Source organism: Desulfatiglans anilini DSM 4660, from assembly GCF_000422285.1.
Taxonomy (GTDB): domain Bacteria; phylum Desulfobacterota; class DSM-4660; order Desulfatiglandales; family Desulfatiglandaceae; genus Desulfatiglans; species Desulfatiglans anilini.
Genome location: NZ_AULM01000009.1, coordinates 83209 through 97879 on the forward strand (window position 1 = coordinate 83209; position 14671 = coordinate 97879).

General features: G+C 60.1%; 10 protein-coding genes. 8 read left to right on the forward strand and 2 right to left on the reverse strand.

Translation table 11 applies throughout. The annotated features are described in order from the left end of the window. Positions 1–11: 11 nt before the first annotated feature. Entirely contained in the window at positions 12–3248 is a 3237-nt protein-coding gene (locus H567_RS0109055) for an Npt1/Npt2 family nucleotide transporter (protein ID WP_028321159.1), read from the forward strand. Between the two features lie 130 nt (positions 3249–3378). Here the strand turns inward: H567_RS0109055 and H567_RS0109060 are convergent, their stop codons facing one another. Both H567_RS0109060 and H567_RS0109065 read right to left on the reverse strand, forming a co-directional pair. After that, positions 3379–4437, reverse strand: coding sequence for a radical SAM protein (locus tag H567_RS0109060; protein ID WP_035253836.1), 1059 nt, complete (start codon positions 4435–4437; stop codon positions 3379–3381). After that, positions 4400–6619 carry a GNAT family N-acetyltransferase gene (locus H567_RS0109065; RefSeq protein ID WP_161626587.1) on the reverse strand — a complete coding sequence of 740 codons (2220 nt, stop codon included), beginning with the start codon at positions 6617–6619 and terminating at the stop codon, positions 4400–4402. Before H567_RS0109065 ends, H567_RS0109060 begins: the two co-directional genes overlap by 38 nt. Positions 6620–6806: 187 nt before the next feature. Here H567_RS0109065 and H567_RS0109075 point away from each other — a divergent pair, with 187 nt between their 5' ends. The 7 genes from H567_RS0109075 (at position 6807) to H567_RS0109105 (ending at position 14620) form a co-directional block, all read left to right on the forward strand. Beyond that, the gene (locus tag H567_RS0109075; protein ID WP_084517075.1) at positions 6807–7697 is read left to right on the forward strand and encodes an ATP-grasp domain-containing protein; all 891 of its coding nucleotides are present in this window, start codon (positions 6807–6809) and stop codon (positions 7695–7697) included. Further along, positions 7697–8695, forward strand: a complete 999-nt coding sequence (locus H567_RS0109080) for an ATP-grasp domain-containing protein (RefSeq protein ID WP_028321163.1) — start codon at positions 7697–7699, stop codon at positions 8693–8695. The genes H567_RS0109075 and H567_RS0109080 overlap by 1 nt, the downstream gene beginning before the upstream one ends. 79 nt (positions 8696–8774) lie before the next feature. Further along, positions 8775–10502: an ABC transporter substrate-binding protein gene (locus H567_RS23985; protein ID WP_051184656.1), complete on the forward strand. Its 1728-nt coding sequence runs from the start codon at positions 8775–8777 to the stop codon at positions 10500–10502. Between the two features lie 172 nt (positions 10503–10674). Next, entirely contained in the window at positions 10675–11652 is a 978-nt protein-coding gene (locus H567_RS0109090) for an ABC transporter permease (protein WP_028321164.1), read from the forward strand. A 32-nt stretch (positions 11653–11684) separates the two neighbouring features. Then, a complete protein-coding gene (locus H567_RS0109095; protein WP_035253839.1) occupies positions 11685–12617 on the forward strand; it encodes an ABC transporter permease in 933 nt (310 codons plus the stop codon). Position 12618: 1 nt separating this feature from the next. Further along, entirely contained in the window at positions 12619–13575 is a 957-nt protein-coding gene (locus tag H567_RS0109100) for an ABC transporter ATP-binding protein (protein WP_028321165.1), read from the forward strand. A 31-nt stretch (positions 13576–13606) separates the two neighbouring features. Further along, positions 13607–14620 carry an oligopeptide/dipeptide ABC transporter ATP-binding protein gene (locus tag H567_RS0109105; RefSeq protein ID WP_244155446.1) on the forward strand — a complete coding sequence of 338 codons (1014 nt, stop codon included), beginning with the start codon at positions 13607–13609 and terminating at the stop codon, positions 14618–14620. Positions 14621–14671: the final 51 nt, after the last annotated feature.

Below are 14671 nucleotides of genomic sequence, written 5' to 3' on the forward strand. Positions count from 1 at the left end.
AGGCGGACCGAATGCGAAACCTCTTGAGCAAGTGGCTCAAAATCTACCCCGACGAGTTCGGTCTGTTCATCTGGTCAACCCTGCTCCTTTTTCTGATTAGAAGCGGCAACGTCCTCTTCGACAACTTCGCTGAAACCGCCTTCCTGAAGCGCTTCGGCGTCGAATATCTCCCTGTCGTCTACATGGTCAACTCCATAACCACCTTTGTCCTCATGGGCATCGTGACGGGGATTATGGTCAAGCTGCCGGGGAGCCGCCTGCTCGCCTACATGCAGCTCTTCTGCGGCCTCAGCGTCGCAGCGCTGAGGCTGGTCATTCCATTGGGCTTCGACTACATCTACCCGCTCTTCTTCATCCTCAAGGCGCAATACGAGGTCCTGCTGGGCCTGGTCTTCTGGAACCTCGCGAACGACCTCTTCAACACCCGCCAATCGAAGCGTCTCTTTCCGCTCATTACAGCGGGAGGAGTCCTCGGCGGTGTGATCGGCAGCTTCGCGACCCCGTCTCTGGCCAAGGCCATCACCATCGACAACATCCTCTGGATCTACCTGGCCGTGTCAATGCTCGGGGCCTTCATGGTGCAGCGGATGGGGGTGCGCTTCCCCTCCATCCTGTTCATCGACAGCCCCGACCAGGAAAAAGGGAAGAAAAAGAAAAACCGCAGTTCGCTGATCGAGGAGTTCAAAAAAGTCGGTCCGATGATCAAGGAATCGAAGCTGGTCAAGATCCTCGTGGTCCTGACGCTGATGCCCAATATCGTCATCCCGATCATCAACTACCAGTTCAACTTCGCAGCGGATCAGCAGTTCGCCACCGAAAGCGGCATGCTCCTGTTCTTCGGCTATTTTCGGGGGGCGATGAACGTGATCAGTCTCGTCATCCTGCTCTTCGTAGGCCGCATCTACGGCCGGTGGGGGCTGCCGGTGGCCCTCATGTTCCACCCCTTCAACTATATTCTTGCGTTCCTGGCCTTCCTCTTCCGCTTCGACATCCTCTCCGCCATGTACGCGCGGATTTCCACTACCGTACTCCGGAATACCATCAACAACCCCGGGCGCGCCGTCCTGGTCGGCCTCGTACACCCGGCCTACCGCGCCGTCATCCGGCCTTTCCTCAGGGGCACGATCGTCCGGATCGGCACCCTGGCAGGCTCCGGCATCATCATGCTCTGCGAGGGGCTGATCCATCCCCGCTTCCTGTCGGTCATAGCCTGTACTTTCGTAGGCATCTGGCTGCTTGCGACCTTCATCCTCAAGCGGGATTACCCCAAAATCCTTCTGGACCTCATTTCGCGCAACATGCTCGACCTGAAATCCATCGAAGGCAAAGAGCTGAACCAGATCTTCACCGACCGGAAGGTCCGCACAGAACTGACCGAGGCCTGCGCCTCCAGCCGGAACGACGATTGCCTCTGGTATGCCAGGCTCTTGAAATCCCTGGACGTGAGCGGCCTCGACGACGTCATCCTCTCGGCCTTGCCCCAACAGGATGAAAAAACCCGCATCGCCCTCCTCGCCATGCTGTCGCCCCAAGCCGGCGAGAAGGCCATTCCCGTCCTAGAGTCTCTTTCCGCCGAGGCGGGCCCCGAGCTCATGGCGGCGATTCTCCAGGCATCGAACCGGCTGCCGGCCGGTCTCTCGAGGGATTTCAACCTCAAGGTCATCGACGCGCGGCAGGATCCCCTCATCAAGGCCTGGGCCGTCGCGGGGCTCTATCCGCAGGCGCCCTCCGACTACGCATCGATCGTGGCGGATTGGTTCGCATCCGGCCATCTCGAAGGGAAGAAGGCCGCCGCCATCGCCGCCGGCGGCTCGGGAGACGGAGCCTATCTTCCCCGGCTCCAAAAGATGCTCGCCAAGGAAGACGACCCGGCCTTGCTGGTCCTGGTGCTCGAGGCCATCAGGAGGCTCGCCCCGGCCGACATCAACGCGCTGGTGGAGCCCTTCCTCGGCCATCAGGAGGAAAACGTGAGGATGGCCGCCCTCCGGGCCTACGTTATCGCAGACGATGCCGCCTCCCGGAGGGCCATCCGCCTGCTCGACGATCCATCCGATCTCATCCATGAATACGCCGCTGAAAAACTTCAGGAGGCCCCCTATCAAAGCGTCGAACTTTTCCTGGAATCCCTGACAGCACCCAGCCGCCGCGTGCGGGAGGGGCTCTTCCGGGTGCTCGAGACGCTGGACATCAAGGACCTCGACGTCATTCGCTTCGCCCGCAGCCAACTTCAGGAAGCTTATACCTGTCTGGTCGTGAAGGACGCGCTGTTGCAGCAGCCCGAATCCGAGCAAGGGCGGATGCTCGCCGACCACCTGGAGCAGAAGAAGGACCTCCTCGTCGAAAATATCATCCGGCTCCTCGCCGCTCAGGACACCTCGGGGCAGATGCGTTTGATCTGGCGGGGAATCTCCTCAACGAACAAGACCCAGCGATCCAACAGCATCGAGGCCCTCGACAGCCGCATCGACGCCTCGCTGTCGAAAATCCTGATGCCCCTGCTGGAAGGCCTTTCCGTCTCCGAGGCCCTCGAGACCGGACGGAAAAACTACTCCCTGCCGCGCTTCAATCCGTCGAACCCGTCGGATCTATACCGCTATCTGCTGACTTCGGGCGACTGGGTCAACGTGCTTTTCACCCTGAGCCTCGTTGCCGCTCAAGAGACCCCCATCGTGGAGAAAGAACATATCCAGGAACTGACCGAAGCGGACAACCCGTTCGTGCAGCGGATGGCGCACCATGCGCTGCGCCGCCTGGAAGGCACCGGATCTGAAAGGAAGGATGACATGGAAGAGGAAATCACCATCCCTGACAAGGTGCTGCGTCTCAAGGGCATCCAGATCTTCGAAGGCCTCTCCGTCAACGAACTGGCTGCCATCGCCTCCGTCACCGAAGAGATCGTCGTCGAACCTGGCGAGATCGTCATCCGGGAAGGCGAATCGGGCGACACCCTGTACCTCATCATCCAAGGACGCGTCGCAGTCCTCAAGGGATATGCCGAAAAAGCCGAAGGCAAAGAAGGGGTCGAACTCGCGCAGATCAGCGATGGGGACTACTTTGGGGAAATGGCCCTTTTCGAGGACGCCCCGCGCTCAGCCACCATTCGTACCCTGGACAAGAGCCGGCTGCTGGTCCTCCACAAGCGTGAATTCACCGAGATCGTCCGGGAATACCCCCAGATCGCGCTGCACATCTGCAGGGCCCTAAGCCAGCGGATCAGGGAGCTGCACAGCAAGGTCAGGACAGGATAACCCCGGATCGGCACGAGATCTGTTCTGGAAAGGATCGGCACCCCTGACATCCTCAAAGAACCATAGCAGGCGCCGGGAAAAATACGGCCATCACCGTCCCTGACAGGGTGCCGCAGGCATCGTCGCGTCATCAGGGCTTGTTTTCCCAGACCGTCGTCGAATAGTCATAGCCAAGGGTGCACGTGCGGCAGATATCCAGGCGGCCCTCGAAAAAGCGCTCCAGCATGCTGCGCCTGGCATCGGAACTCCAGATCTCCCCCCAACGTCTTTCCCTGAGATTCCCGAAGGCGTATTCTCCGTCATAATCGATGCAGCAGGGCACCACCGCTCCGTCCGAGAGCACGAATCCCTGAAACAGCAGGCGGCAGACAGCCGTCTCCCGGTAGGGCCTGTACCCCTCCTGCCGCCGCGAGTACTTCCCCTGCCCGCCGGCCGCGAACCGGCCGAATGCTCCCGACGCCTCATTCCGGCTCCCGAAGCTCTCGAAACTGGGCTTCTTGAACTTGATCCGATCGACCCCGAGCCCCTGAATGAAGCGCTTCAGGGCCGCCTCCTTCGCTTCGTTGTAAGGGAACATGACCGTCTGCACCTGAATGAGGGGGGTGGACCGCTTCTGCCGGTTCCTTTCCCGGCGCAGGGCCTCGATGCCTCTCAGGATCTTTTCGAGATCCGCCCCGCGGCGGTAAATCCCCAGATCGTTCTGCGTCATCCCGTCAAGGGAGATCGAAATCTTGTCGAGGCCGCTTCGGACGACCGCCTCGGCCTTCTCCTCCAGGAGCATCCCGTTGGTGGCGAAAAAGGTGTAAATCCCCCTGGTTTTCAAGCTTGCCACGATATCGAAGACGGACCCGGACAAGAGCGGTTCCCCCATCAGATGAAGGCAGGCATAATGCATGGCAGGGTTGTCCGCGGCGATCCCTTCCACCCATTCGAGCGGCATCTCGGTATATCCCCGCCGCAGGTGGTGGGTCGAGCAGAGCGGGCAATTGAGGTTGCACCGGCTGGTGCTCTCGATCTGGAAGATGGTGGGCCGAAAGGCCTCAACCAGTCTCACTTTTTCGGGCAGCGGCAGTTCTTTGAAGACGGCTTCCGCCCGGCTGTAAGCCTCGTCCTGCCGGGGCCCGGCCATCGCAGCCGCAAGCCGCCCCTCGTCAGGCTGCAGCGCCTGCAGCAAAGACCCCGATCTCATGTCCTGTCCTCTCGTTGATATAGGTGGCGGCAAGCCGCATGCCGTTTCGCGCCGTCAAACGGAGCGCAGGCTCGTTGTCCATCCGGATCGTGACATAGATCTTCCACCCGGGGGAACGGGCCACCAAACCCTTGAGCAGCCGGTCCCCGAGCCCCATGCCGCGGTAATCGGGCCGCACCGCCGTATATCCCCTTTCGAGATAACCGTCGAGATTCAGCCCTGTCTTTTCTTCGATCCGGCGCCGATACCTCTCCAAAGGCCGCTTGTGCGTCATGGTGGCCACCACCCGCTCCCCTTCGACGGCGTAGCCGATCAGCCAGGCCTTTTTCAGATTCTCCCGGATCCAGCTGAGCCCCACCTCGCCCCCCAGTTCGACCAGGCGGCAAATACCATCCAGGATCTTTTCGGGGACATCCGCCGGACGTTCGAAAAAAAGCTGAATCCGCGACCCCTTGTCATATCGAACCAGATCACCCGGCGACACTTTCCAGTTCAGGACCGCATCGAGCCCATACCGGGAGACATAGAGCATCAGGTATTCCCGAATGCGCAGATAGTACCAGAAAGGGTGCCCGTACAGATCCTTCAGGCGGTAAGTCTGCGCCTCTTCGAGAAAGGCCGTGAGGGCCGCCCCGTCCATGCCTTCCCGGCAGACGAAGGGGTGATCGGAGCCGAAGGGGCTCGGGCTTTCGCTGATTTCGGATATGGCATAGTCCTCCGGCCGCTGCATGATGCGGGAGTACTTGAGCAGCACGAAACGAAAAAAGATCGAAGAATGGATCCTGTCGATGTTTTCCTCTAGGAAACGCAGCGTCTCACCGGCCTCCTCCCGGGTCTCGCCAGGGAAGCCGAAGATGACCGTGGCGTGGTTCCATATCCCCGCCCTGGAGGCGTCGCCAAGCACCCTCAGGGTTTCGGGCAGCCGGGTTCCCTTGTTCATGAGCTTCAGGATGCGCGGATGCCCCGTCTCGAGCCCCCACCGCACCAGCCGGACCCCGGCCTGGGCCAGGAGATCCAGCCGATCAGCCGTAAAAGCGCCGACCGGCTTGCACCAGAGGGAGATGTCGAGGCGAAGCCCTCGATCGAGGATCCCGCGGGCGACCTCCGCCAGGTAGGGGGCCGTCAGGCAGTCGTCATTGACAGTAAAGCAGGGGGTTTCATGCCGGGAGTGCAGTTCGGCCAGGTGGGCGACCGCCCGCTCCGGCGGGACGGTCATAAAACGACGGTTGTCGTAGCGCGAGCAGAAGGCGCACTTCCCCCAATAACACCCTTCCGAGAAACGGATCGGCAGGATGGGGACGGGCGACAGATAGCTCCGGAGGTCGAGATCCGTAAAATCGGGCGTGGGCAGTTCCGGCAAAGGCTCATGCCCGCAAATCGGGGTCTCGATCCATTTCCCCCGGCGCGAAAAGCCTACATTGGGGGCATCATCCCAAGGCCGGCCCGATAACAGCCGATCCAGGAGAAAGGCCAGAGGCCGTTCTCCATCCTGGAGCACCACGCTGTGCGCAAATTCAGGGAGATAGTCCGGCTCTTTCTCGAAGGCATCCCGAAGGCGCAGGATATGGCGGCCTCCGAGTGTAACGTGGACGTCCGGGAAGCGCCGTTTGAGAAGTCTCGCCAGGGTCAGACCCCCGGGGGCCTGATGGGTCGTGGAGATGGATATTCCCACCAGGCGAGGAGCTGCCCGCGCCACCAGGTCAGGGATGGTCCGCTCGTAGAAATCCAGGAAGGGGTTGGCCTGCCGGTCGTCGCAGAAGCGGATCATCCCCGCGTAATCCTCGATCCCGGGATGCTGGAAGGTGTTGAAGGTAAAGGAGGTCGGAAACCATGAGAGCGATGCCATCCGCAGGAGTCGGTAGAGATTGGTCTGAGCCCGGATGCAGCGTTCGGGGTCGAAAAACCCCGCCTCCTGCCGGAGATCCTCTATAAACCGGCGCACCTGAGCGGTGCGGTCCGTCCATACATCACGACGGTCCCGGATATCCCGGACCAGGGCCTGCTGCGTGCTGGACATGCCGTCCGCCGGTCTTTCCAAGATCTGCGCCAGCATCGCTTCCAGCCGCTCCGGCGTCAGCAGGTACTCCAGGAAAAAATGGAGGCTGACATCAGCCTGCCGCACGGCAAAACCGGCCCGACGCAAATAGGCCGTCAGGGCGGGGAGGGCCAGGAAAGGTGTCACAGGCGTCCAGACAGGAGGAAACATTAGGAGGATGTCGCAAACGCTTTTGATTTGCCTCAGATCACGCATTCTTTTAGAATAGCGAGCCATCACATTTAATCAAGGCTTTTTTGGGCGCATCCGAAGACGGCGATCCCTGTCCACGGCTCTTTGGGCCGCCTCAATCGACGATGGCCAAAAGGGGCGTATGAACATAGGTATCCTGAGTGCCAGAGATCGCAACTACCATCCGAACCAGAGGCTCCTCGAGGCCTCCCGTAAACGCGGACACGAAGCTCGTCTGATCCATCCGAAGCATTGCCGCTCCCTCCTTGCGCACGGAGACATGACGATCGAAGGCCCCGGCATCAGGCCGGAGGTGCTTCTGCCCCGCATCGGGGCCACCATCAATGATTACGCCCTCGCCCTGATCAGGCATTTCGAACTCTCGGGGACGCAACTCATCAACGGCTTTCCGGCCATCGCCCTCACTCGCGACAAATTCCTCGGGCTGCAGACCCTCGCGGCCGGCGGCATACCCGTGCCCCGGTCGATACTGGTCAGCAATCCCGGGAACCTCGAACGGGCGGTCGAAGACCTCGGCGGCTGTCCGGTCGTGGTCAAAGCCCTCAGAAGCCGCCAGGGTGAAGGGGTCTTTCTGCTCGAACATCCCTCGGACGGCGCAGAACTCGTAGAAAGGTTCGATGCGCGAAACCTCGGATTGCTGGTCCAGGAATACATTCCGCCGGCCGGCAGACTGGACGTGCGTCTCTTTGTCCTGGGAGACTGGATCCCCGCGGCCGCAGCCCTCACCCCCCAGGAGGGGAATTTCCGCGCCAACATCCATCAGAACGGCCGTGCACGCATCTTTGCCCCGGAGCCCGCCCTGGTTGATCTCGCTATCAAGGCGAAAAGGGCGCTCGGGCTGGACATCGCCGGCGTGGACATCATCATCGACCGGAACGGCGGCCCCCGGGTGATCGAGGTGAACTACTCGCCGGGGTTCAAAGGGCTCGAGGCGGTTTCAGGGCTGGACATTGCAGCCGAGATCATCCATTATGTCGAACGGGTGCACGCACGGAAGAACGGAGACCGCTGATGAAAATCGCCTTTCTGATGGATCGCCTGGACTCCATCGACCCCGTCAACGAGACCACCAGCCACCTCATGTACGAATGCAACGAGCGCGGCCATACGGTCTATTTCCTCGAGCCCCACGATGTCTACGTCCGGCAGAACGCGGTCCTGGCCCGTATGCGCAATGTCACGGTCGAACCGGGTCTCTCGATCCGCCGCTACTGGAGGGCGCTCATCCGTTGCATGAAAAAGGACGAACTCATCTTCGAAAGCGTGACGGAACTCGACGCCCTCTTTCTCCGCAAGAACCCGCCTCTGGTCTACCAGACCATGGAGTTCCTGGCGCCGGTCAACAACCGGGTCTTCATGATCAACAGCACCCGCGGCCAGATCCTTGCCAACAGCAAGCTTTACACGCTGAATTTCCCGGATATCATCCCACAGACGCACATCTCCCGCGACCCCGTCCGTCTCAAAAAGATCATCGACGACTTCGGCGGCGCCATGGTCGTCAAACCCCTGCAGCGGTTCGGCGGGGAGGGCGTCATCAAGGTCAGCGTCCGCGACCGCGAAAACCTGATCTCCCTCATCAACTACTATGTCCGGACCTACCAGGCATACCCCAACCGGGAACCGATCATGGTCCAGGAATATCTGGATATCGTCAAGAGTGAAGGGGATGTGCGCATCCTGCTCTTGAACGGTGAAATTCTCGGGGCGATGCGCCGAAAACCCCGCCCGGGGGATTTCAGAACGAACATTCATGCGGGGGCAAGCGCCCATAAACACGATATCACCCCGCGCGAAAGAGAAATCTGTGCTACAATCAGCGAAAGGCTCAGGAGGGACGGGCTCTACTTCGTGGGGATCGACATCATCGGCGACAAGCTCATCGAGGTCAACTGTGTCAGCCCGGGTGGAATCCCGCGCATCAACCGCCTCAACAACGTCCGCCTGGAGAGGAATGTGATCGATTTTATCGAAACCGAAGTCAGCAAGATGAAACAGGACCACTCGTAGGAAACGGACAACCCATGCGGTGCAGCAGGGAAATCCGTTCACCCGGCAAACCACTTTCGGAAGAGAAAGGACCACCAAAATGAAAAACGTCCATTGCTCCAAGAACCTGACAGGTCTGGTGCTCATTCTTCTGCTGGTCGGCTTTTGCACACTCCCATCCATCTTCACCTCGCCGGCTTCCGCACGCGACAGCCTGAAGGTCGGACTCCTCGAGGAACCCAAGACGCTCAACATCTGGATGGCGAGCGACACGTGGTCCAGCAAGGTGCTTTCTCAAATATATCAACCTCTCTACATCCGCGAGCCGGAGAAGCTGGATCTGATCCCCTGGCTTGCCGAAAGCGATCCCCTCTACAACGCGGCAGATCTCTCCTACACCGTGACCCTCAGGCCGGCCAAATGGTCCGACGGCACCGAAGTCACCGCTGAGGACGTGATTTTTACGGGTGAGTTCATCCAGGAATTCAAGATCCCCCGCTATGCCTCCTATTTCAAGTTCGTCAAGAAGATAGAGGCACTGGATCAGAAGACCGTCCGGTATCACCTCGAGAAGCCCCAGGCCATTTTTCTCAGCCGGACCCTGACCACGCCGATCGTCCAGAAAAGGCAATGGATGCCCATCGTGAATGACATCCGGGGGAAAGACAAACCGCTGGCCGAGATCATCAATGTCAAGATCGATCAGCCGATCGGATGCGGACCTTTCGTCCTGAAGGAGTGGCAGCAGGGGGCCTATATCTTCATGGCAGCCAATCCCGACTTCTTCGGCCGGAGCCTCACCATTGCCGGCCACAAACTCGGTCCTTACATCGACGGAATCATCTTCAAGGTTTTCGGCACCTCGGATGCCGCGATCCTCGCGCTCAAGAAGGGCACGATAGACATGTTCTGGTGGGGGATCCAGGCGGGTTACATCGAGGACCTCAAGAAGCAGAAGACGGTGGAGATCCACACGAACGACAAAAGTGCGCTCTATTACCTGGGGTTCAATGTCAGGAAGGCCCCTTTCAGCGATCCCGCTCTTCGCCGGGCCATCGCTACACTGATCGACAAAGACTTCATCATCACACGGATCCTGCAAGGATACGCGATAGAACTGGACTCCGTCGTTCCTCCCGGCAACCGTTTCTGGCACTGCCCGAATGTCCCGTCCTACGGCAAGGGGCTGCCAAGAAACGAGCGGATCAAGGCGGCTTACGACATCCTCAAAAACGCAGGATACTCCTGGGATACCCCGCCGGTCGATCCGAAGGGGAAGATCAGCGCCGCCAAAGGCCTGCGTCTGCCCGACGGCAAAACCATGGAGGGCTTCACGATCCTGACGCCTCCGGCCGACTACGATCCGAACCGGGCGATGACCGGCATGATCGTCCAGGAGTGGCTGCGACAGATGGGGATGCCCGCTACTTCGAGGCCCATGGCTTTCGGGGCGCTCATCGACCAGGTCAAGAGCCGGCACGATTTCGATGCCTTCGTCCTCGGCTACGGGAAGCTTTCCCTCGACCCGGACTATATCCGGAACTTTTTCTCCTCCAGCAACGATAAGTCGAAAGGGAGCAACATGAGCGGGTACCGCAACCCCGAATTCGATCGGATCGCCGAGGAATCCGCCGCCACCATGGACGCGAAGAAGCGTCAGGACCTCATTTGGACGATGCAAGGCATCATCCTGGAGGATGTCCCCTATATCCCGATTTACAACCCGAAGGTTGTCGAGGCGGTGCGCAACGACCACTTCAAGGGATGGGTCGATATGATCGAAGGCATCGGGAACCACTGGTCATTCTGCCTCGTCGAACCCCGGTGAGTGCGCTTCGACCCTTTGAGGGGAGCCGATCCGTTTCAAAGTGGATGCGGCGGGTTCCTCAGCCGCAGTCGATTAAAAACCCGTGCCCTGCTGCGCAGCGCTCAGGCGAACAGCAAAACATCTTGGAAAATTGATGTTTTAGGGCAAAAACCCAAGCAAGTCCGGATCGAACATGGAATTGCGACGCTACGTCTTCAAGAGGCTGTTTCAGATCATCATCATCTTTTTCGTCATCCTGACGGTCCTCTTCCTGCTGTTCCGGCTGGCCCCCGGCGATCCGGTCTCTCGTATGATCGATCCAGACATGACCGCCGAGGATGCCCGGCATCTGATGGAGCAGCTCGGGCTGGACCAGCCCCTCGGAGTTCAATACCTCTATTACATCAAGAATTTCTTTACGGGAAATTTCGGGTTTTCTTTCCACTACGGACAGCCCGTCATCCGCATCATCGCCGACAGGCTGCCCAACACCGTCCTGCTGTTCACGACTTCGATCGTCCTGGCGGCCTTCGCCGGTGTTTTTCTGGGCAAGATCGCTTCCTGGCACAAAGGACGCAGTCTCGATACCACCATGACGCTCGGCGCCCTGGTGACCCATACCCTGTTTCTGCCCTGGCTCGCCCTGATCCTCATCTGGGTGTTCGCCTACAAACTGGGCTGGTTCCCCATCAACGGAATGATCTCTGAGGAGATCTGGCTCGATCCGAATGCGGGCCTGTGGCTCAAGACCCTCGATGTGGCTCACCACATGGTCCTTCCTTTAGGGACGCTGTTTTTGATTCACTTCGGCAGCTATCTTCTCATCATGCGCAGCAGCATGCTCGAAACGCTCAAGGAAGACTACATCCTGACTGCGCGTGCCAAAGGGCTTACGGAAAAGACGATCCGCAACCGCCATGCCGCCCCCAACGCCGCCCTGCCGGTGGTCACCAGTGTAGGCCTCAGTCTGGCGTTTTCAATCAACGGAGGGGCTTTGACGGAGACCGTCTTTACCTGGCCCGGCATCGGCCGGGAACTGGTCTTCTCCGTCAGCCACAACGATTACCCTCTGGCTCAGGCGTCCTTCCTGCTCATCGCCATGGTCGTCCTCCTGTCCAATCTCGTGGTCGATGTGCTATACGCCTATCTGGACCCCCGGATCCGGTACTGAACCGGGACCCGTTCCGCAAGGATGGAATACGAATGAAACCTCATCCAGATCGATCAACAGAAACAGGGGGCATGCGCTCGGGCTGGAGCGACCGTCTCCGTGAGAACTGGGTGATTTTCAGGCAGAACCTTCTGGGGAAGATCGGAATGATCCTGTTGGTCTGCTTCGGGCTGATGGCGATCACGAGCTTCATCCCGCCGCTGATCGACCCTATGTACGACCCCATGACCGGCGTCGACCCCGAAATCATCAGCTCCACCGCGCCGAGTGCACGGCATTGGCTGGGGACCGATTTCATGGGGAGGGACATCTTGAGCCAGCTTTTGGCCGGTGCGAGGGTGGCCTTCATGGTCGGGGTGTCCGCCGCCTTCATGAGCATCTTTCTCGGCACTGCAATCGGAATGGTCGCAGGGTATGCAGGCCGGTTCATCGACACCCTTCTGATGCGGGCAGCCGACATCATCATGGTCATGCCGACCCTCCTGGTGGTATTGATCCTCTCCTCTCTTTTCGGGCAGCTGAATATCTGGACCATCGTTCTGATCATCGCCCTGTTTCGCTGGCCGGGTGTGTCGCGTGTCATCAGGGCACAGACCCTTTCCTTGAAGAATCGACCCTTCATCGAGGCCGCCCGTGTGGCAGGCGCATCGCACCTGAGGATCGTCTTCCGCCACATCATGCCCAATGTCCTGCCGCTCGCCTTCCTCTACATGACCTTCCGGGTGACCTCGGCCATCATCATCGAAGCCGCGCTCGCCTTCCTCGGCTTTGGAGACCCAGGGACCGTCAGCTGGGGGATGATGCTCCAGTGGGTATGGAAGACCGGGCATATGTTCAAGGCCCCCTATTGGCTCCTGCCGCCGGGTCTGTGCATCTCCCTGATCACCTTGTCATTCTACATGCTGGGTCGGGCCATGGACGAGGTCCTCGACCCGAGGCTCAGAAAGGAGGGACAGGCTGAGTAAGATGCCACTCCTCGAGGTCGAAAATCTCAGCATCGGCTATCACACCCGCAAAGGCTTCCGGAGGGCGGTCGAGAAGGTTTCCTTTTCCCTGGACGCGGGCCGGTCGCTCGGATTCGTGGGGGAATCGGGGTGCGGCAAGACGACCCTCGGAATGGGACTTCTGCGGCTCCTCCCGCCCAATGCCCTGATCACCGAGGGCCGTGTAACCTTCGATGGCACGGATCTGCTGGATCTGCTCGAAGACGAAATGCGCAAAATCCGCTGGAAGAAGATCTCCATGATCTTTCAGGCCGCGATGAACGCCCTCAACCCGGTTCACCGGGTAGCCGACCAGATCGCCGAGGCCATGATGGCCCACAGCCCGGGCATGCAGAAGCCCGAAGCCGCCCAGAAAGTGGAGGCCCTGTTTCAACTGGTCGGCATTCCGAAAAACCGCATGCGCGACTACCCCCACCAGTACAGCGGGGGCATGAAACAACGGGCGATCATCGCCATGGCCCTGTCCTGCAGGCCGAAGCTGATCATTGCCGACGAGCCTACCACCGCCTTGGATGTGATCGTTCAGGACCAGATCCTCGAGGAGACCCGCAACCTGCAGAGAGAATTCGGCGTTGCGATCATCTTCATCTCCCACGACATCGCCATTGTGGCGGATGTGTGCCACGACATCGGGATCATGTATGCCGGACAACTCGTGGAATACGGGCCGAGGACCGAGGTCTTCGACCATCCGGTGCACCCGTACACCCAGGCGCTGCTGGCTTCCTACCCCGCTCTGACAGGACCCAGGGCCCGCCTCCAACCGATTCCCGGGGAAATGCCCAACCTCATAAACCCGCCCGAAGGCTGCCGTTTCTGCGACCGCTGCCCCGGTGCTACGGCGGCCTGCCGCCGCGAAGCGCCCGCGTGGACAGCCGTAGGGCCGGGACACCACGCGCTTTGCGCCCAATGCCGGTGAATCCATGAGCGCACCCGACAAGAGGCCTATCTTGAAGCTGGAAAAAGTCCGCAAGGTTTACGAGACCAAGGGGAACCTTTTCGGACGGGGGCGCGGGCAGGTCGTGGCCCTGGATCACCTGGATCTCGACATCCATCATGGAGAGATCTTCGGCCTGGTCGGTGAAAGCGGCAGCGGCAAGACCACCGCCGGACGTCTGATCCTGCGGCTCGAAGAACCCGATGGCGGGCGGATCCTTTTAGACGGCCAGGACACTTGCACCCTCAAGGGAAAGGCGCTCAAGGCCTTTCGGAAGCGGGTGCAGATGATCTTCCAGGACCCTTATCAGTCTCTGAATCCTCAGATCTCGATTCTGGACGCCGTTTCCGAACCCCTGCTGATCCACACCGCCTCGAAACGCACGGACCGTCTGGAGGCGGCCAGGGATATCCTCGGCCGGGTGGGTCTCTCTCCCCCGGAGGATTTTCTTTTCCGCTTTCCCCATCAGTTGAGCGGCGGGCAGCGCCAGCGCGTGGCCATCGCCCGCGCCATGATCCTCGGACCTGACGTGGTCGTGGCCGATGAGCCCACTTCCATGCTCGACGCCTCCATATCGGCGCAGATCTTCAACATCCTGCTGGAACTGCGCGAGGCCATGAACGTCACCCTCCTCTTCATCACCCACAGCCTCGCCGCTGCCCGATATCTCTGCAACCGGATCGCAGTCCTCTACAGGGGGCACCTGGTGGAATTGGGTCCCGCCGATGAGATCATCTATCGCCCTGCCCATCCCTACACTCAGGCGCTGATCGACGCCATCCCCAAATTCGGGGATTGTTCGGATCTAAAACGGTACGGCACGCTCCTCCGGGTGGACAGCGAAGGGGCCGGGAGCGTCTCAGGCTGCCCCTTTCTTCCCCGCTGCGCCGTCGCTCAGAGGCTCTACTGCAGCCAGAAGAACCCGGAAATTCGGCTTTTCGCACCGGATCACTGGGTGGCCTGCTATTTCCCGGACCTTCGCAAGGGGGAATCGGCCGCTGGTGAATCATGCTACCTTTCTCCTTGAAAGAGCTGTTCCCAAACGGCCCATTCCCCTCGACCGGTACGCTGATCGGAG

Excerpts from the sequence above, each read along its gene's own strand:
- H567_RS0109090 (WP_028321164.1), top strand. The coding sequence starts at position 10,675 with ATGGAATTGCGACGCTACGTCTTCAAGAGGCTGTTTCAGATCATCATC.
- H567_RS0109075 (WP_084517075.1), top strand. The coding sequence starts at position 6,807 with ATGAACATAGGTATCCTGAGTGCCAGAGATCGCAACTACCATCCGAAC.
- H567_RS0109060 (WP_035253836.1), bottom strand. The coding sequence starts at position 4,437 with ATGAGATCGGGGTCTTTGCTGCAGGCGCTGCAGCCTGACGAGGGGCGG.
- H567_RS0109055 (WP_028321159.1), top strand. The coding sequence starts at position 12 with ATGCGAAACCTCTTGAGCAAGTGGCTCAAAATCTACCCCGACGAGTTC.
- H567_RS0109100 (WP_028321165.1), top strand. The coding sequence starts at position 12,619 with ATGCCACTCCTCGAGGTCGAAAATCTCAGCATCGGCTATCACACCCGC.
- H567_RS0109080 (WP_028321163.1), top strand. The coding sequence starts at position 7,697 with ATGAAAATCGCCTTTCTGATGGATCGCCTGGACTCCATCGACCCCGTC.
- H567_RS0109095 (WP_035253839.1), top strand. The coding sequence starts at position 11,685 with ATGAAACCTCATCCAGATCGATCAACAGAAACAGGGGGCATGCGCTCG.
- H567_RS23985 (WP_051184656.1), top strand. The coding sequence starts at position 8,775 with ATGAAAAACGTCCATTGCTCCAAGAACCTGACAGGTCTGGTGCTCATT.